At 63.4% G+C, this 17,218-nt stretch carries 17 protein-coding genes; 8 read left to right on the top strand and 9 right to left on the bottom strand.

The window, feature by feature from the left end; translation table 11 throughout:
• Positions 1–2: 2 nt before the first annotated feature.
• Positions 3–2,270, top strand: coding sequence for a xanthine dehydrogenase family protein molybdopterin-binding subunit (locus tag QTJ18_RS09340; protein WP_252751680.1), 2,268 nt, complete (start codon positions 3–5; stop codon positions 2,268–2,270).
• Positions 2,267–3,415: a catalase family protein gene (locus QTJ18_RS09335; protein ID WP_252751681.1), complete on the top strand. Its 1,149-nt coding sequence runs from the start codon at positions 2,267–2,269 to the stop codon at positions 3,413–3,415. The genes QTJ18_RS09340 and QTJ18_RS09335 overlap by 4 nt, the downstream gene beginning before the upstream one ends.
• A 592-nt stretch (positions 3,416–4,007) precedes the next feature.
• Here QTJ18_RS09335 and QTJ18_RS09330 read toward each other — a convergent pair.
• The 4 genes from QTJ18_RS09330 to QTJ18_RS09315 all read right to left on the bottom strand — a co-directional run bounded on the left by QTJ18_RS09330 (position 4,008) and on the right by QTJ18_RS09315 (position 7,169).
• Positions 4,008–4,922 (bottom strand): c-type cytochrome, encoded by a 915-nt coding sequence (locus QTJ18_RS09330; RefSeq protein WP_252751682.1) that lies wholly within the window; start codon positions 4,920–4,922, stop codon positions 4,008–4,010.
• 121 nt (positions 4,923–5,043) lie between these two features.
• Positions 5,044–5,487, bottom strand: a complete 444-nt coding sequence (locus QTJ18_RS09325) for a c-type cytochrome (RefSeq protein WP_252751683.1) — start codon at positions 5,485–5,487, stop codon at positions 5,044–5,046.
• A 147-nt stretch (positions 5,488–5,634) separates the two neighbouring features.
• The gene (locus tag QTJ18_RS09320; protein WP_252751684.1) at positions 5,635–6,477 is read right to left on the bottom strand and encodes a metallophosphoesterase; all 843 of its coding nucleotides are present in this window, start codon (positions 6,475–6,477) and stop codon (positions 5,635–5,637) included.
• A 56-nt stretch (positions 6,478–6,533) separates the two neighbouring features.
• On the bottom strand, positions 6,534–7,169 hold the full coding sequence (locus QTJ18_RS09315; RefSeq protein ID WP_252751685.1) for a LysE family translocator: 636 nt from the start codon (positions 7,167–7,169) through the stop codon (positions 6,534–6,536).
• 120 nt (positions 7,170–7,289) lie between these two features.
• Here QTJ18_RS09315 and QTJ18_RS09310 point away from each other — a divergent pair, with 120 nt between their 5' ends.
• On the top strand, positions 7,290–7,988 hold the full coding sequence (locus QTJ18_RS09310) for a helix-turn-helix transcriptional regulator (RefSeq protein WP_252751686.1): 699 nt from the start codon (positions 7,290–7,292) through the stop codon (positions 7,986–7,988).
• A gap of 55 nt (positions 7,989–8,043) precedes the next feature.
• On the opposite strand, the gene QTJ18_RS09305 is transcribed toward QTJ18_RS09310, so the two are convergent.
• The 3 genes from QTJ18_RS09305 to QTJ18_RS09295 all read right to left on the bottom strand — a co-directional run bounded on the left by QTJ18_RS09305 (position 8,044) and on the right by QTJ18_RS09295 (position 9,933).
• Positions 8,044–8,646 carry a superoxide dismutase gene (locus QTJ18_RS09305; protein WP_252751687.1) on the bottom strand — a complete coding sequence of 201 codons (603 nt, stop codon included), beginning with the start codon at positions 8,644–8,646 and terminating at the stop codon, positions 8,044–8,046.
• Positions 8,647–8,968: 322 nt separating this feature from the next.
• Positions 8,969–9,556, bottom strand: a complete 588-nt coding sequence (locus QTJ18_RS09300) for a PIN domain-containing protein (protein ID WP_252751688.1) — start codon at positions 9,554–9,556, stop codon at positions 8,969–8,971.
• A gap of 20 nt (positions 9,557–9,576) precedes the next feature.
• The gene (locus QTJ18_RS09295; RefSeq protein ID WP_252751689.1) at positions 9,577–9,933 is read right to left on the bottom strand and encodes a hypothetical protein; all 357 of its coding nucleotides are present in this window, start codon (positions 9,931–9,933) and stop codon (positions 9,577–9,579) included.
• A 396-nt stretch (positions 9,934–10,329) separates the two neighbouring features.
• Here QTJ18_RS09295 and QTJ18_RS09290 point away from each other — a divergent pair, with 396 nt between their 5' ends.
• Positions 10,330–10,620, top strand: a complete 291-nt coding sequence (locus QTJ18_RS09290; RefSeq protein ID WP_252751690.1) for a hypothetical protein — start codon at positions 10,330–10,332, stop codon at positions 10,618–10,620.
• 66 nt (positions 10,621–10,686) lie between these two features.
• A complete protein-coding gene (locus QTJ18_RS09285; protein ID WP_252751691.1) occupies positions 10,687–11,244 on the top strand; it encodes a hypothetical protein in 558 nt (185 codons plus the stop codon).
• A 186-nt stretch (positions 11,245–11,430) separates the two neighbouring features.
• Here the strand turns inward: QTJ18_RS09285 and QTJ18_RS09280 are convergent, their stop codons facing one another.
• Complete coding sequence (locus QTJ18_RS09280) at positions 11,431–12,318, bottom strand: branched-chain amino acid aminotransferase (RefSeq protein ID WP_252751692.1); 888 nt, start codon at positions 12,316–12,318, stop codon at positions 11,431–11,433.
• Positions 12,319–12,652: 334 nt separating this feature from the next.
• Here QTJ18_RS09280 and QTJ18_RS09275 point away from each other — a divergent pair, with 334 nt between their 5' ends.
• Together QTJ18_RS09275 and QTJ18_RS09270 are read left to right on the top strand one after the other, a co-directional pair.
• Positions 12,653–14,128, top strand: a complete 1,476-nt coding sequence (locus QTJ18_RS09275) for a phospholipase D-like domain-containing protein (protein ID WP_252751693.1) — start codon at positions 12,653–12,655, stop codon at positions 14,126–14,128.
• A gap of 140 nt (positions 14,129–14,268) precedes the next feature.
• Positions 14,269–14,913 carry an exopolysaccharide biosynthesis protein gene (locus tag QTJ18_RS09270; RefSeq protein ID WP_252751694.1) on the top strand — a complete coding sequence of 215 codons (645 nt, stop codon included), beginning with the start codon at positions 14,269–14,271 and terminating at the stop codon, positions 14,911–14,913.
• Positions 14,914–15,003: 90 nt separating this feature from the next.
• On the opposite strand, the gene QTJ18_RS09265 is transcribed toward QTJ18_RS09270, so the two are convergent.
• Positions 15,004–15,909: a LysR family transcriptional regulator gene (locus QTJ18_RS09265; RefSeq protein WP_252751695.1), complete on the bottom strand. Its 906-nt coding sequence runs from the start codon at positions 15,907–15,909 to the stop codon at positions 15,004–15,006.
• A 106-nt stretch (positions 15,910–16,015) separates the two neighbouring features.
• On the opposite strand from QTJ18_RS09265, the gene QTJ18_RS09260 reads away from it, so the two are divergent.
• Positions 16,016–17,212, top strand: coding sequence for an MFS transporter (locus QTJ18_RS09260; protein ID WP_252751696.1), 1,197 nt, complete (start codon positions 16,016–16,018; stop codon positions 17,210–17,212).
• The last annotated feature ends 6 nt before the right edge of the window (positions 17,213–17,218 follow it).

The raw sequence follows: 17,218 nt of genomic DNA, 5'->3' as shown, positions 1-17,218 counted from the left end.
CCATGAGACGAGAAGAGCTCGAGACCGGCCGCGTGATCGGCTTTCCGCTGTCGCGCATCGATGGGCCGAAGAAGGTAACGGGCACGGCGCCCTATGCCATGGAGCATCCGGCAAAGGATTGTCTCTACGGTTTCGTCGCAACGGCCACGATCGGCGCCGGGCGCATCTCCCGGATCGATCTGGCGGATGCGGCGGCCATGCCGGGCGTGGTCAAGATCTACACGCATGAGAACCGGCCGCGCACCGCCTGGTGGGATCGCGCCTGGAAGGATGAAGTGGCCCTGCCCGGCCATCCGTTCCGGCCGCTCGAGAATGACCGCGTGCTGTTTGACGGGCAGCCGGTGGCGCTGGTGATTGCTAAGACCTTCGAGGCGGCGCGCGATGCCGCATCGCTGATCCGTGTCTCCTATGTCGCCGAACCGGCCCGCACCGATCTGACGGCCGAGCGCGACAGGGCCTATGTGCCGAAGGAAAAGCGCAGCGGCATCTCTCCGCCGCCGGCGCCGCGCGGCGATGCCGAAGGGTCTTATGAGGCCGCGCCGTACAAGATCGCCGCCGAATACGTTCTGGAAGGCGAATATCACAATCCGATGGAGCTTTACGGCTCCACCGTCATCTATGAGGGCGACGGCAAGCTGACCATTCACGACAAGACGCAGGGCTCGCAGAATGTGCAGAACTACATCTGCGGCATTTTCGAATTGCAGCCGGAAAACGTCCAGGTCTTCAACCATTTCGTCGGCGGCGCCTTCGGCTCGGGCCTTCGCCCCGGCCATCAGGTCTTCCTCGCCACCATGGCGGCGCTGGACCTGAAGCGGTCGGTGAAGCTGGAATTGTCGCGCCAGGAAATGTTCTACCTGCGCTGGCGGCCCTCCACCATCCAGACGGTGCGCATGGCGGCGGATGCGCAGGGGCAGCTGCAGGCGATCCTGCACCATGCGGTGGCCGCCACCTCGGTCTACGAGGATTACCAGGAAACCGTCGTCAACTGGTCCGGCCTCGCCTATAAATGCGACAATGTGAAACTCACCTATGAACTGGCCTCCATGCATGTCTCGACACCCGGCGACATGCGGGCGCCGGGTGCGGCAACCGGCTTTGTCGCCCTGGAATGCGGCATTGACGAACTGGCCTATGCGGTAGGCATTGATCCGCTGGAGATGCGCCAGCGCAATTTCATCCATCTCGACCAGAACCAGGGCCTGCAGCTGACCTCCAAGGCACTGCATGCCTGCTACCGGGAGGGCGCCAAGCGGTTCGGCTGGGACAGCCGCTCGCAGGTGCCGCGCTCCATGCGCGACGGGCATGACCTGATCGGCTGGGGCGTGGCGACCGGCATATGGGAAGCAACCCTTACCAATGCCAGCGCGCGGGCCCGCCTGGACAAAGGCGGCAAGGTTACCGTCTCCGCCGCCGCCTCCGATATCGGCACCGGCACCTGGACCATTCTTGCCCAGGTGGCCGCCGAGGCCTTCGGCCTGTCGCCGGACGAGGTGACGGTGAAGATCGGCGATTCCTCGCTGCCGCAAACCTCGGTCGAGGGCGGTTCCTGGACCGCCGCCTCCACCGGTTCGGCCGTCGATGCGGCGGCCACCGCCGTGCGTGCGACGCTTCTGTCGCGGGCGCAGGCCATGCCGGGCTCGCCCTTTGAGGCCATCGGCGTGGAGCAGACGGCCATTCGCGCCGGCCGGCTGGTGCTGGACGTCAACGATCAGGTGGGCGTCGCGCTGGACGATATTTTCGAGGCGTCCGGCCTCTCCTTCATCGAGGAAGAGGCGCAGGTCGCGCCGGACCAGAAACAGGCGCAGCGCTTTGTCAGCTACACTCATTCCGGGGTCTTCGTGGAGGTTCGGATCGATGAGGAACTGGGCGTGATCCGGGTGACCCGCGTGGTCATCGCGGTGGCCGCCGGGCGCATCCTCAACCCGAAGACGGCGCGCAGCCAGATCCTCGGCGGCGTCGTCATGGGCATCGGCATGGCCCTGCATGAGGAGGGCATGACCGACCACCGCCACGGCCGCATCATGAACCATAATCTGGCGGAATATCACATTCCGTCGCATGCCGATATCGCCGATATCGACGTGATCTTCGTCGAGGAACATGACGGCATGGCCAGCCCGCTCGGCGTGAAGGGTCTCGGCGAAATCGGCATTGTCGGCGTCGCAGCCGCCGTTGCCAATGCCATTTTCCATGCCACCGGCACCCGGATCCGGCATCTGCCGATCACCATCGACAAGATCTTTTTTGCCAAGGAGGCAGCCGAATGACCCGTCTTGCCAACACGCCTCTGCGCTATCATCCGGATGTCGAAGAGATCTCGCCGGACGAGCCGCAGCTTGCCCAGGCGCTCAGCGATACCATGCTGTCCATCTCCTACAAGACCTATGCCGACAGCGCCCATGCCATCCGGTCCGTGCACGCCAAGAGCCATGCGCTGCTGGGCGCCGAGGTGGAGGTGCACGACAATCTTCCGCCGGAACTGGCGCAGGGCCTGTTTGCCCGGCCGGCCAGCTATGAGGCGGTCATCCGCCTCTCCACCACGCCCGGCGATATTCTGCATGACAGTGTCTCGGCGCCCCGCGGCATGGCGCTGAAAATCCTGGACGTGGCGGGCGAGCGGCTGCCGGGTTCGGAGCAATCCACCTCCCAGGATTTCGTGATGGTCAACGGCAAGGTGTTCAACTCCCCGAGCGGAGAGGCCTTTCTCGGCAGTCTGAAACTGCTTGCCGCCACGACGGACAAGGCGGAGGGCGTCAAGAAGATCCTGTCGAAAGTCCTGCGCGGGGTGGAAAGCGCGGCGGAAGCGCTGGGCAAGGAATTGACGCCGGTAAAGGTGATGGGCGGCCAGCCCATGACGCATATGCTGGGCGAAAGCTTCTATACCCAGGTGCCGCTGCGCTTCGGCTCCTATATCGCCAAGCTCGGGGTGGTGCCGGCCTCGGACAATCTGAAAGCCCTGATCGACCGCTCGGTCCGTGTCGATGGCGATGCCGACAGCCACCGGCACCTGATCGAGGAATTTTTCGAGAGCGAAACCGCCGTCTGGCATCTGAAGGCGCAGCTCTGCACCTCGCTCGAAGACATGCCGGTGGAAGACCCCATGGCCCTGTGGGACGAGGAGAAGAGCCCCTACCTGACGCTTGCCACCATCACCGCCTCGCCGCAAACCGCGTGGAGCGCGGCGCGGTCCGAACAGGTGGATGACGGGATGAAGTTCTCTCCGTGGAACGGCATTGCCGCGCATCAGCCGCTCGGCCAGATCATGCGGCTGCGCAAGCTCGCCTATGAACGCTCCGCCGCCTTCCGGTCCGAACGCAATGCCGTGCCGGTGACGGAACCGCTGCGCTGCCCCTTCGCGCATGGCCAAGCGGGAGCAGACAATGGGCAATGGGCGGTAGGCAGTAGGGGGTAGGCAGTGGGCAGTAGGCAGTAGGCAGTGGGCAGTAGGCAGTAGGCAGTGGGCAGTAGGCAACAAGATGCAGTGGGATTGGCCCCCTCATCCGCCCTTCGGGCACCTTCTCCCCAAGGGGAGAAGGGATCTGCCGCAGCGCCTGCGGTCTACCTCTACGTAAAGCGGGATTTGCCGCAGCGCCTGCGGTCTACCTCTACTTAAAGCGGGATTTGCCGCAGCGCCTGCGGTCTACCTCTACTTAAAGCGGGATTTGCCGCAGCGCCTGCGGTCTACCTCTACCTAAAGCGGGATCTGCCGCAGCGCCTGCGGTCCACCTCTACCTAAAGCGGGATCTGCCGCAGCGCCCGCTGCTCCCCTCTCCCCTTGGGGAGAGGTTCCGCCGAGCTTTAGCGGAGGCGGGGTGAGGGGGAACTATTCTGTTGTCACTAACGCCCAGACCCTGCGAAACTACTCCCTACTCCCTACTCCCTACTCCCTACTCCCTACTCCCTACTCCCTACTCCCTACTCCCTATTGCCTACTGCCTACTGCCTATTGCCTATTCGCTATTCGCTATTCGATGCCTACTGCCACTCCCTCCTCCCCACAGCTCTCAGCGGGCCGGGACGGCCTTCAGATAGGCGGCGATGGCCAGGAGATCCTCCTTCGGCAGATGGCTCAGATTCTGCTGGACCTCGACCATGGAGCCGCCGACACTGTCGAAATCGGGGGTAAAGCCGGTTTCCAGGTAGTTGGCGATATCCTCTTCGCTCCAGGCGCCGATCGAGTCCGAGCCGGGCGTGATATCAGGGATACGCCCCTCGCCTTCCGGGTTGGGGCCGCCTGCCAGCCACTGGCCGGTCTGGAAGCCGCCCATCACATTGCGCGGCGTATGGCATTCGCCGCAATGGCCGGGGCCCTCCACCAGATATTGGCCACGCCTGACGGCATCGGAAGCATTTGCGAGATCGACGCGCGGGGCATCGGTGAAATAGAGAAGCTTCCAGCCGCCCACGGCCAGGCGCAGGTTGAAGGGGAAGTTCAAGGCATGTGCCGGGGCAATATCGGGGCTGGCCGGCAGGCTCTTGAGGTAACCGAAGAGATCGTTGACATCCTCCCGGCTCATGCGCGCATAGGAGCCATAGGGGAAGGAGGGGTAGAGATGTTCGCCGCGCGGCCCGACGCCGCGGGTCATGGCATCGCCGAATTGCGCCAGTGTCCAGCTGCCGATCCCGGCTTTCGGATCGGAGGATATGTTCGGCACGTTGAAGGTGCCGAAGGCGGTGGGCAGCGCGCGGCCGCCCGACAGGAGCTTGACCGCCTCGCCCTGCGCATCCTTGGCCGCATGGCAGCTGGCGCAGCCGCCGGCCCAGAACAGGGTCTCGCCATGCGCAAGGTCCGGCTGGCCAAGGCCCGCCCAATAGTCGGCCGGATGCGGATCGGGTCTGGTCAGCGCATAGGCGACGCCGGCGCCGAGCGCGAGGGCTGCCAGCCCGGCCAGCGCGATTTTGGCTGCAATCGAGGCCATCGGTCTTTCCTTTCCGCCAGAAATCCAAGCGGACAGCCGTCCGCCGCCGCCGCCATGGCATGTCAGGAGCGGCGGAAATCGACGATCCCGCCCGCCCGCGACGGCAGCGCGCTGCCGGTGATCAGCGCTTCAGACGATAGGTCTGGTGGCAGGCGCCGCATTCGGCGCCGAGCGTCTGCATGGCCTGGCCGACAGCGGCCTGATCGGCCGGCATGGAGGCCAGAACCGTGTCGGCATCGGTGGAGAGCTTCATGGCCTTGGCCTTGAAATCATCCATGTTCTGCCAGATGGCCGGGGCGGCTTCGCTGTCCATGCCGGTTTCCGATCCGGCCGGGAAGTGATTGGGGAAATCCTTCGCCGATTCGGAAATCGTCGTCAGCGCCGTCTTCACGGTGGCCGCGTCATAGGGCTTCTGGCCCTTGGCGATGGCGCCGAGCGCCCCCATGGAACCGCCGATCTTCTTCATCAGATCCTGGCGCACGACCTGCGGCTCGCCCGCGGCGTAAACGGCGCCGGCACCAAGACAGAGCGCCACGACCCCGGCTGTCAGCATCTTGAACTTCATCGATGAACTCCCCTGATTTTTGGCCCGGGAATGGCTCCCGCACGCCGTTCGACGAGACAATGCTTACATGCTAGGTTTAGGAAAAACATGACGTTTTCCGCGCGGACACAGAGATGTGATTGTGCCGGAACGGGACCCTTTCTCCTTTCACGCGAGAGGCAGGATGCGGCTGTCTTCGCGGCCGAAGCCGGCGATCTCCAGCCGGTCCGGATAGAGGCTGGCAATGGCGAAGGCGTTTTCGCCCGGCGTATCGACCATGCCCTTGATGTTGACGAACCAGGAGGACCCGGCCCGGGCCTGGCCGCCCGGATGGTGATGGCCGCAGAAATAGGCCAGAACATTGGGCGAGCCCGCCAGAAGATCGGCCAGCGCCTCTGCCTCCCAGAGATTGTGATCGCTTGGCGGATAAAGCGGGTAATGCCCCATCACGATCACCCGCTGGCCGCTAGCGCTTGCAAGGTCCAGCTGGCCGGAAATCCAGTCCAGCTGCCGGGGCGACATGCCGGCGTTCCAGGCTTTCGCATTGAGGGCGCCACGCGCCTCCAGCCGCGCCAGCCGGGCCTGCGCACGGGCATGCTCCTGCGTGCCGGGGGCGCTCGCAAACAGGCTCTCCTCGCAGCCGTCGATCACCAGGAAGCGGATGCCGGCGCGGGTAAAACCGTAATAGGGCGCCGGCATTCCAAGCCTGTCATGCACATGGGAAAGGCGGTCCGGCTCGACGAGGAAATCATGGTTACCCGGCAGGAAAAGGCATTCGTGGCGCGACTGGCGGTAGATGGAAAGCGCCGGATCGAAACTCTCCCAGCCGCGGTCGATCAGGTCGCCGAGCGTCATCACAAAGGACAGATCCTCCCCCTCGAAGGTCGCAATCGCTTCCGAAAGCTTGCCGAGTGAGGCGCGGTAATGGCGGTCGAGGGCAAGATTGGGCGAAAGATCGGCATATTGCGGATCGGCAATGAGGCCAAAGCGGAGAAGCGGTTCCTGGGTCATGACAGGCGGGATAGGCGCGGTTCAAGACAGGAACGTGACAGTGCCCGGCGGACCGCCTATGCGCCGGCAAAACCCCGCCAGAGCGTGATGAGGGAGATGACGATCAAGAGCAGTCCGGCGGCGCGGCCGATGAGGCGCGTGCCGGCGGGATGGCCCACCAGGAGGTCGCGTCCCTTGGCGGCGAGAATGGCCAGCCCGCCATAGACCACGAACTGGATCGCCCAGATCACCAGGAGCATGACCAGGGCCTGCCGCCAGAGCGGGCCGAATTCCGGACGCAGGAATTGCGGATAGACGGCGAGCATGAAGAGATAGGCTTTCGGGTTCATGAGGCTGGTCAGCGCCCCCTGGCGAAAGCGCAGGCCGAGGCTGCGGCGCTGCAGCGGCTGCGGCGCGCCAACCACGATCGCGCTGCGCAAGAGCTGCCAGCCGATCACCGCCACATAGGCGGCGCCGAGGAACAGCAGGACATCGAACAGGGCCGGCGCCAGGGCGAGCAGAACGCCGACGCCGAGCGCGGCATAGAGCGAGTGGATGAGCCCGCCGGCCATGATGCCGGCCGTGGCCGAGAGGCCGGCCCTGCGGCCATCCGACAGGGAACTGGCCAGGACGAAGATCATATCCATGCCCGGCACGATGACGATGCCGGAAACGAGAAGAAAGAAGAGCCAGAGATTATCCGCGTAAGTCATGTCAGTTGCCACCCCGCCGCGAACGCGCCGCGGCCCCATGCCGCCTTGCGTTTCAATCGCTTGCGGCATGGTGTACAAGGCACCAACTGACAGGGTTGTGTCAGTTGTGAGGGGAGCTCCATGCGCAAGGCGTCACGGCTTTTCGAGATTATCCAGATCTTGCGGATCGCCCGCCGGCCGGTGACCGCGGCGCAGATTGCCGAGCGGCTGGAGGTGACGGTGCGCTCCATCTATCGCGACATTGCCGCGCTTCAGGCGATGCGCGTGCCGATCGATGGCGAGCGCGGCATCGGCTATCTGCTGCGACCGGGTTTCCACCTGCCGCCGCTGATGTTTTCGATCGAGGAAACGGAGGCCATCGTTCTGGCTTTGGGGCTCCTCGAAAGGCTGGGCGATCCGCAGCTGACGGATGCGGCAAGCCGGCTTTCCGACAAGATCGCCAATGCCATGCCGGCGCCGCTGCGGCAGCCGCTGGTGGCCGGTGCCCTGCATGCCTGGGGCTCCGCCATGCCACAGCCGGAGAGCATTGCGCTGTCGGCGGTACGCCGCGCCATTCGCGAGGAGGAAAAGCTTGCCATCGGCTATCGCGACGAACAGGGGCGCGAGACCGAGCGGATCATCCGGCCGATCGCGCTCATCTATTATTCGCAGGCCGCGACGATCGTCGCCTGGTGCGAATTGCGGGAGGGCATTCGCAGTTTCCGTGCCGACCGCGTCACGCAGTGCAGCGAAACGGCGCGGTTTTTCCGTGGCGAAGGCGACAGGCTCAGGCAGATCTGGACATCCGGCTGGCAGACGCCGGCCGCTGCCGCGACATGAGAACGCCCGGCCAGAGATCCGGCCGGGCGCGTCGAACGTGATCCTGCCGGATCGCTTACTTGGTTGCGGCTTCGTAGCGCTCCAGGACGTAGTCCCAGTTGATCAGGTTGTCGACGAAGGCCTCGAGATATTTCGGGCGGGCATTGCGATAGTCGATATAGTAGGAATGTTCCCAGACATCGACGCCGAGGATCGGGGTGGCGCCATGCACCAGCGGGTTTTCGCCGTTCGGGGTCTTCGAGACGATCAGCTTGCCGTCCTTGACGGAGAGCCAGGCCCAGCCGGAGCCGAACTGGGTCGCGCCGGCGGCGAGGAAATCGGACTTGAACTTCTCGTAGCCGCCCAGATCGCTGTCGATGGCCGTCTGCAGCTTGCCCGGCAGCTTGGTGCCGCCGCCATCCTTCTTCATCCAGTTCCAGAAGTGGATGTGGTTGTAATGCTGGCCGGCATTGTTGAAGAGACCGGGATTGGTGCCATAGGACTTCTTCACGACCTCTTCGAGCGACAGATCGGCCATGCCGGCTTCGGCGGCCAGCTTGTTGCCGTTATCGACATAGGCCTTGTGGTGCTTGTCGTGGTGATATTCCAGCGTCTCCGCCGACATATAGGGCGCGAGTGCGTCGTAAGCATAGGGGAGCTCGGGAAGTTCAAAAGCCATGATCTTACTCCTTTTCGGCAGAACACCTGAAATGATGTTGAGGCGGAACATAGGTTCCAGAGCGCTGCGTGGCAACGGGGAACAGGGGAAAATTAGGCCCCTCGCCGGCTGTCCGCGAGGTGCGGCAATGGCGAGTGGCGAGGAGGCAGTTGGCAGTAGGCAGTAGGCAATGGGCAGTAGGCAGTAGGCAGTAGGCAGTAGGCAGTAGGCAGTAGGCAATAGGCAATAGGCAATAGGCAGTAGGCAGTAGGCAGTAGGCAGTAGCGAGTAGTTTGCAGGGAATAGGCAGTTGGCAATAGGGGGTAGTGAATAGCGATCAGTTTTAATGGCCGCGGTTCTGAATGGCCTTCCACAGCATGTCAGGTGTGAAATCGTGGCCCAGGCGCATCCACTGCACCACATCGAACGGATGCGCGACGACCAGATCCGCACTCCCGACCTGATATCGGAAAGCTTGAAGCGATCGCTGGCCCGACCCGGTGGAGTTCACCACTTGCGTGTCGAGGACAGACGCATCCTTGGTGGCGAAATCCCGCAGATTATCCGTGACAAGGATATCGGCCTTCGCGCCGAAGGCCGTCGCCAGCACGCCTGCATCCTCCATATCCGCCGTCGCGAAGCGTTCTTCTCCCCCAAGGATGAGATAGGGATCCAGTGAGTCTGGCCCGTATTTCATGATGTCGATGATGGAGCTGGTATAGGCAGCTATGCGGTCTTCCATGAACTGCAACCGCCTCAGGACATTTTCGAGCGTTTCGATCATCTCCAAAGAAATGACGAGCTGCGCCCTGTCTTTGATGCCCCACTTCTGGCTGCTCACCATGGACACCAGGGTCTGAGTTGCAGTCCCTTCGTGACCGCGATCATAAGCCATGATGTTGCCGACGAAGATGTTGACGTCGAGCAGCACACGGACAGGACGATCCATGGCTATTTTCGAAGCGCCGCGGCACGCGTGAGGGACGTCGCCTCCTCCAGCATGTCGATCTCGCCGGATGCCCGGTCCGGACCTCCGAAGCGATGCTCGTCCGCCAAGTCGCCGGTTGCCTTTTCAAGCCGGACCCGCGCTGCCGCTGCCATCATTTCGCGACCAAGCCTGGAGATCGTTTCCTGATCGTTTTGGGCATTGAGTTCGAGCAGAAAGTCTCGGACACCCTTGGGAAGTCCGATGAACACCGTGATTGCGCTCGACACGGCGCTCGAAACGGACCTGTTTTCCATCGAAGCCACCAGCTTCAACTTCGTGGCCGTTCTACCATCGACATGAGCCGAAACTGTAGAAGACATCGCAAACTCCTATAGAAACGCCTTATTTCTATATGTCCGGCCACTATATCCGGGAAAGCAGAGCTGGACAAGGCGAGCCATCGATTACCAAAAGCGCGGCAGTGTTCAGCAGGCAGGAGACGGAAGACAGGAGGCAACGAGCACCAGAGCGCCCTCACGCCGCCGCAAATGCCCGGCGAGCCTCTCCTCGAGAGGAACAAGGGTGATCGTCCTTGCTGCGGCACCGGCCGCCACTCCTGCCCCCTACTTGCTACTCGCTAATGCCTATTGCCTACTGCCTATTGCCTTTTGCCTATTGCCCATTGCCTACTGCCTATTGCCTACTGCCTATTCCTACCGTTTCCGGCATAACTTTCTTATTGATTTTTACGAAGATTTTCGTATATTGAGGATGAGATGGCTTTCAAGGGCGTCACCTATCGCGTCATCAAGGCATTGAGGCAGGGGACTTATCAGCACGCGGCTCGCGGGAGCATTGAGGACAAGAACGCCTTGATGACCGGAGATATTTCTCCCGAGGCCCTGATAAAGATCATCGAACGGTGCAATGGCACGCATCACGAGAGTTCCGAACACCATGAATCCAAGGGCGTTGAAGTACACATACTCAAGCGAGATGGCTGGTATATAAAGTTCTATTTCGTTGACCCTGACACGGTCTTCATAAGTGTACATCCATCAAGGTAGGCAAGCATGAGAATCTGGTATGCTGGAGACAAGAGCAAGGCGCTCTGCGAAAAGTGCCGGAAACTCGTGACAACGACTTTCGACTATCATGATGTGCCTTTCGAAAGCGGGATCGGCGTCGCGAAGCAGATCATGGCGGCCACCTGCGACGAGTGCGGCACCGTCGTGGCTATTCCGCCGCAGTCGACGCCAGCAATCCGGATTGCTCGCGAGATTGCCTCCAGACCCCTGGAAGTGGTCATGGCTGCGCCTTTCATGGACACGTTGGACCTGGCGTCCTATCGGATCGATCCTTCTGCCGGCGTGATCCTTCGAAAGGCACTGATCGCGTATTTCGTGCACAGGTCCGTCAACGACGATTGCCTCGTGGAGAGGCTCCGCAGAAATGCGGAGGTCCATCGCGAGATGTGGAAAAGCTGGCAGGATACGCCGTCGAAGCGTCTTTCGATAAAAGTGACCCCACGCGTGGGCGACGAGTTCGACGAACTCGTCAAGAAGAGCGCGCTGAACAAGACAACATTGGTCAAGTCCATTGTCATGGATATTGCCTTAGAAATTGTTGAACCTGAAGAGCCGCGGATGATGCCCGAGTTGCGCAGGATGGCTGCGGCGCTTGCTGCGTAGAGTGGCCCTCACGCCGCCGCAAATGCTCGGCGAGCCTCTCCTCAAGGGGACCAAGGGGGGATCGTCCTTGCTGCGGCGCCGGCCGCCACTCCTGCCCCCCTACTCGCTATTCGCTACTCGCTATTGCCTATTGCCTACTGCCTATTGCCTATTGCCTATTGCCTACTGCCTGAGTGCCCACTGCCCTCACGCCGCGGCCTTGACGCTGGCGCGGGCCCAGTCGAGATAGAGCTGCAGCGCCTTGGCCGCCATCGGCCCTTCCTGGAAATTGTGGTCGTCCAGCCGGTTGACCGGCACGATCTTGGAATAGTTTCCGGAGGTGAAGATCTCATCCGCAGTGTGGAAATCCTCCACCGTCAGCGTGCATTCGCGCACCTCGACCCCGGCGCCGCGCAGCAGGTTGATGACGCGGGCGCGTGTGATGCCGGCGAGGAAGGTGCCGTTCGGCACGGGCGTCATGACCACCCCGTCCTTGACCAGGAAAATGTTGGAGGCGGCGGTTTCGGCCACATTGCCGTTCATGTCGCGCATCAGCGCATTGTCGAAGCCGCGATTGCGCGCCTCGATGATGGCGCGGCCGCTATTGGGATAGAGGCTGCCGGTCTTGGCATGCGTCATGGCCACTTCCGGGCTTGGCCGGCGGAAGGGCGAGACGGTGATGGAGGAGGGCTTGGCGGTGTGCATGGGCGCTTCAAAGAGGCAGAGCGCAAAGCGCGTCGAATCCGGATCGGCGGCGACCACCGAGCTCGGCATGCCGTGTTCGGCCCAGTACATCGGCTTGATGTAGATCGCCGTCTTGCCGTCGAACTTCTTGACGCCTTCGAGCGCCAGCGCCTCGATTTCCTGCGCAGTCATCACCGGCTTCAGCCCCAGATTGGTGGCGGAGCGGTTGACGCGCTGGCAATGCAGATCGAGGTCGGGCGAAATGCCGTCGAACCAGCGGGCGCCGTCAAAGACGGTCGAGCCGAGCCACATGGCATGCGAGGTGGGCCCGATCAGCGGCGGATTACCGGCCACCCAGTCCCCGTCGACAAAGGTGAAGGTGGTGCTGCGGGGGGTGGTGTCGACAGGCATGGTCTGCTCCTCAGGTCATCGTGATCACGGGAAGTGAAGGCCCCTCACATCCCAAGGTCAAGATGTTTTTGCCCCCCGCCCCGCCTTCGACAGAAAGTTGCGCTGCCGGTCGCGCTCCTTGAAATGCCTTGTCCCGATAGACCACGCTTCGTCATCGGTTCATCAGGCAAAGTGATGGATCGGGCGTCACGCCGCGCCGCCCGGAGACCGCCGCCGCCGCCGCCGCCGGCATCGCCCCGGAGGATTTCGAAATCAATCTGGAACAAAGCGCCGCCGCCCCGCGTCTTTGCGAGTGTGTTCAAGACCGGACCATCGGGAAGCAGACGGAAGATCCATGACATCCATTCTTGCAGAGGGCGAAACCTGCTGGCGCATGGCAGAGGCCGACCGCTTCTCGGTGATCGTGGATGCCGGCGGCTTCTTCCGCCAGGCACGCAGAGCGATGCTGAAGGCAAAGCGCTCCATCATCCTGATCGGCTGGGATTTCGATACGCGCATCCGCCTGTCGCCGGACGAGCCCGATGACGGCGTGCCCGACAAGCTCGGGCGCTTCCTCGAACATCTGGCCAAGCGCGACAAGGATTTGCAGATCCGCATTCTCAAATGGGATGTCGGCCTCCTCTCCTCCATCACGCGGGGCGAGACGCCCTTCCACATGCTGCGCTGGATGCTGTCCAAGCAGATCCACCTGAAGCTCGACCGGGCACATCCGCCGCTTGCCGCCCACCATATGAAGCTCCTGGTGATCGACGACGCGCTCGCCTTTTGCGGCGGGATCGACATGACCGTCGGCCGCTGGGACACGCGCGAGCATGCCGAGAACGACCCGAACCGGCTGTCGCCCTTCGGCCGGCCGGAGCCGCCCTGGCATGACGCGACGACCTGCACCTCCGGTGCGGCGGCCCGGGCGCTCGGCGATCTGGCGCGCGACCGCTGGCGCATGGCAACCGGCGAAACGCTGGCGCCCGTCGATCCCGACGAGGCCGACAGCGATTACTGGCCGCAGGACCTGCCGACGGATTTTCGCCATGTGACGATCGGCATTGCCCGGACCTCGCCGAAATACGAGGACAGGCGCGAAGTGGTGGAGATCGAGACCGCGACCCTTGCGATGATCGCAGCCGCCCGTGACAGCCTTTATGTGGAGAGCCAGTATTTCGCCTCCCGCCGCATCGCAGAGGCCATGGCCAAGCGGCTCGAGGAGCCGAACGGGCCGGAAATCGTCATCATCAATCCCAAGAGCGCCAGCGGCTGGCTGGAGGAAAAGACGATGGATACGGCGCGGGCGAAACTCATGCGCCTGCTGAAATCGCGCGATCGCTTCGGCCGCTTCCGCATTTTCTATCCCGTCAATGCGCAGGAAACGCCGATCTATGTGCATGCCAAGATCATGATCGCCGACGACCGGATCCTGAAGCTCGGCTCGGCCAATCTCAACAACCGGTCCATGGGCTATGACACGGAGAGCGATGTCATTCTCGAAGTCGGCGAAGAGGATGAAGGCCTGCGCAAGACCATCCGGGCGCGGCGCGACGATCTCCTGGCCGAGCATCTCGGCGAAACGGTGGAGGCGGTGACCGCCGCCATCGACCGCGCCGACGGCTCGCTGATCAGCGCCATTGCGGCCCTGTCGCGGCCCGATGGCCGCGGCCTGCGGCCGGTCGGCGAGCGCAAGCTGCGCGCCGATGACGAACTCGTGGCCGAATCCGATCTGGTCGATCCGGAACGGCCGGCGGGCGTGCGCTACCGGACCTCGCGCTTCCTGCGCAACAAATTCGGCCGGCGGATGTTCGCCAGCCATCAGGGATGATCGCGGCGCCCGCTCGCGAGACCGGTCACGGAGAGCATCGGGACCGTTTTTGCAAAGACACGCAACCAGGACACTCAACCAGGCCACTCAACCAGGCCACTCAACCAGGCCACTCAACCAGACGGGCCAGCAGGTGCGAAATGGCAAGCATGGATCAGCCGATGCAGCAGGACGGGACGGCCAGACAGCAGGCCAATGGCGGCGAGGACAATCTGACCGGCGTGATCACCACGATCGGATCGCTGGGGCAGAGCAAGGACCAGGTAACGATCCATGACGTTCGCGAGGCGATCGGCGAACGGTCCTTCGGCCCATTCCTGCTGGTGCCGGCGCTCATCGAATTGTCGCCGATCGGCGGCATTCCCGGCCTGCCGACGGTGATCGCCCTGATCATCAGCCTGTTTGCGGTCCAGATCCTGTTCGGCCGCAAGCATTTGTGGCTGCCGCAATTTCTCGAACAGCGCCAGGTCGAGGGAAAGAAGCTCACCGCAGCGATGGACAAGATGAAGCCGGCGGCCGGCTTTGTCGACCGGTTGCTGGCACCGCGCCTGAAATGGCTGACCAAGGCGCCCTGGCTGCAGGTGGCGGCGCTGATCGCCGTGCTCTTGTGCTTCACGGTGCCGCCGCTGGAGCTCATTCCCTTTGCCAGCAGCGCACCCATGGGCGCGATCGCGCTGTTCGGCCTTTCACTGACGGCGCGCGATGGGCTGATGGCGGTGCTGGCAGGCCTCGTTTCGCTCAGCGCGGTCTATCTCGTCTATACGGTGATTACCGGCGCCGCATGATCCAAGGAGCGATCCGAGGGACGATCCCGGACGTTTCCAGCAACGGTTCCAGCAACGGTTCCGGAAACGATCATGCGCTTTGCCCGCGGCCTATCCGACCCGGCCGCGCCCGGCAAGGAAATCCAGCAGCGCCCGCACCCGCGAGGGCAAGGGACCGCCCTGCCCGACATAGACGGCATAGAAGGGTTCCCGGTCGCCGGGATTGAAGTCCTCCAGAAGCGGCACCAGCCGTCCGGCGGCAAGATCGTCGCCGAGCGCGAACGTTCCCATCCGGACGATCCCTACGCCTGCGAGCGCCAGCTGGCGCATGCCCTCGCCGTCATTCACCTGCACGGCGCCGGACGGCATGATCGACACCGTCTCCTCCCCCTGCCGGAAGGGCCATTCGCGAATGCTGCGGGTGTAGGAGAAGGAGAGGAGATTATGTGCGGCAAGATCCGCCGGGTTTTTCGGCCGCCCGAAGCGTTGAAGATATGCGGGGCTGGCCGCCACCACCATCTCCGTCTCGCCGAGCTTGCGCGCCAGCAGGCTGGAACTCTTCATCGGCCCGGCGCGAATCGCCACATCGGTATGATCGGCCACCAGGTCGATCACCTGGTCGGTCTGGGCGATATCGAGCGTCACCCCCGGATAGAGGGATAGGAAATCCGGCAGAAGCGGGTTCAGCACATGCGTGCAATAGACCGAACTGCTGTTCAGCCGGATACGCCCTACAGCTTTCACCGCCGCCCCGGCGGCCCGTTCGGCATCCTCGATACTGGCAATGATGGCGCTTGCCCGCTCGAAGAAGTCGCGGCCCTCCGGCGTCAGCCGGATCTGCCGCGTCGAGCGGCTGACCAGACGGGCGTCCAGCCGCCTTTCCAGCCGCGCGACAAGCTTGCTCACCGCCGATGGCGTCATGGCCAGCCGGCGCGCGGCGGCGGAAAAGCTTCCTGCCTCGACCACGGCGATGAACACTTCCATCTCGCCCGAGCGGTTGATGTCCTGGCGCGCCATCTTGTCCTTCTATTCACAAGTGCTGTTCTTTTACGCAAGCTAGTTCACAGGCAGGCGCAGGTCTATCTCCCGTCTCACGCCACGGCCCTTTTTCAGGAGATCCTCCATGCCGCTTGCTCTTTATGCCTTGACGATCGCGGCCTATGCGATCGGCACGACGGAATTCGTCATTGTCGGCCTTTTGCCGACGGTGGCCGAAGACCTTTCCATCACTTTGCCCCTCGCCGGGCTGATCGTCTCGATCTATGCGCTCGGCGTCACCTTCGGCGCGCCGGTTCTGACGGCGCTGTCCGGCCGCCTGCCGCGCAAGGCGCTCCTGCTCGGCCTGATGGGTCTCTTCATCCTGGGCAATCTGACCGCGGCGACAGCCCCCTCCTATGAGATGCTGCTGGTCGGCCGGGTGCTGTCGGCCTTTGCCCATGGCGTCTTCTTCTCCGTCGGCGCGACCATCGCCGCCGATCTCGTGCCGGAGAACCGCCGTGCCTCGGCCATCGCGCTGATGTTCATGGGGCTGACGGTGGCAATCGTCACGGGTGTGCCGCTCGGCACGCTGATCGGCCAGAGCTTCGGCTGGCGCGCAACCTTCCTCGCCGTCTCCGCTCTCGGCCTTGTCGCCTTCTTCGGCATCCTCGCCCTTCTGCCGGCCCGGCTGTCCAAGGCCGAACCGGCCGGCCTGATGCAGCAGGTCCGGGTGCTGGGGTCCGGCCGCCTGCTCCTGGTTTTCGCCATGACCGCCTTCGGCTATGGCGGCACCTTCGTCACCTTCACCTATCTGGCGTCGATGCTGCAGGATATCACCGGATTCTCGGAAGGCAGCGTCAGCCTGGTTCTGGTGCTCTACGGCCTCGCCATTGCCTTCGGCAATCTGGCCGGCGGGCGCGTGGCCGACCGGGATCCGCTCAAGGCCCTGACCATCCTCTTTGCGCTGCAGGCGCTGGTTCTGGTGATCCTCGCCTTCACCGCCCCCTATCCCGTCGCCGCACTGATAACGCTGGCCGCCCTCGGCTTCCTCTCCTTCGCCAATGTGCCGGGCCTGCAGCTTTACGTGGTGCAGCTGGCCAAACGCTTTCGCCCCGGCGCCGTCGATGTCGCCTCGGCGCTGAATATCGCCGCCTTCAATCTCGGCATTGCCGGCGGCGCCTTCATCGGCGGCCTGGTGGTGGAATCGCCACTCGGCCTTGCCGCCACGCCGCTGTTCGGCGCCGCTCTGGTTGCCGTCGCGCTTGGCCTGACGCTGGTGAGCAAGGCGCTAGACCGTTCCGCCACGCGGCCGCTCGGGGTCGAGACATCCCCCCAGTCCTGAACCCGG

Origin of the sequence: Rhizobium sp. SSA_523, from assembly GCF_030435705.1 — a bacterium.
GTDB lineage: Bacteria > Pseudomonadota > Alphaproteobacteria > Rhizobiales > Rhizobiaceae > Neorhizobium.
The sequence above is the reverse complement of the archived record's forward strand: the minus strand, read 5'-3'. Positions and strand labels throughout refer to the sequence as shown.

Coding starts and splice junctions, on each gene's coding strand:
- QTJ18_RS09310 (WP_252751686.1), top strand. CDS start 7,290: ATGCGCAAGGCGTCACGGCTTTTCGAGATTATCCAGATCTTGCGGATC.
- QTJ18_RS09290 (WP_252751690.1), top strand. CDS start 10,330: ATGGCTTTCAAGGGCGTCACCTATCGCGTCATCAAGGCATTGAGGCAG.
- QTJ18_RS09320 (WP_252751684.1), bottom strand. CDS start 6,477: ATGACCCAGGAACCGCTTCTCCGCTTTGGCCTCATTGCCGATCCGCAA.
- QTJ18_RS09340 (WP_252751680.1), top strand. CDS start 3: ATGAGACGAGAAGAGCTCGAGACCGGCCGCGTGATCGGCTTTCCGCTG.
- QTJ18_RS09265 (WP_252751695.1), bottom strand. CDS start 15,909: ATGGCGCGCCAGGACATCAACCGCTCGGGCGAGATGGAAGTGTTCATC.
- QTJ18_RS09315 (WP_252751685.1), bottom strand. CDS start 7,169: ATGACTTACGCGGATAATCTCTGGCTCTTCTTTCTTCTCGTTTCCGGC.
- QTJ18_RS09275 (WP_252751693.1), top strand. CDS start 12,653: ATGACATCCATTCTTGCAGAGGGCGAAACCTGCTGGCGCATGGCAGAG.
- QTJ18_RS09270 (WP_252751694.1), top strand. CDS start 14,269: ATGGCAAGCATGGATCAGCCGATGCAGCAGGACGGGACGGCCAGACAG.
- QTJ18_RS09260 (WP_252751696.1), top strand. CDS start 16,016: ATGCCGCTTGCTCTTTATGCCTTGACGATCGCGGCCTATGCGATCGGC.
- QTJ18_RS09295 (WP_252751689.1), bottom strand. CDS start 9,933: ATGTCTTCTACAGTTTCGGCTCATGTCGATGGTAGAACGGCCACGAAG.
- QTJ18_RS09335 (WP_252751681.1), top strand. CDS start 2,267: ATGACCCGTCTTGCCAACACGCCTCTGCGCTATCATCCGGATGTCGAA.
- QTJ18_RS09280 (WP_252751692.1), bottom strand. CDS start 12,318: ATGCCTGTCGACACCACCCCCCGCAGCACCACCTTCACCTTTGTCGAC.
- QTJ18_RS09325 (WP_252751683.1), bottom strand. CDS start 5,487: ATGAAGTTCAAGATGCTGACAGCCGGGGTCGTGGCGCTCTGTCTTGGT.
- QTJ18_RS09305 (WP_252751687.1), bottom strand. CDS start 8,646: ATGGCTTTTGAACTTCCCGAGCTCCCCTATGCTTACGACGCACTCGCG.
- QTJ18_RS09330 (WP_252751682.1), bottom strand. CDS start 4,922: ATGGCCTCGATTGCAGCCAAAATCGCGCTGGCCGGGCTGGCAGCCCTC.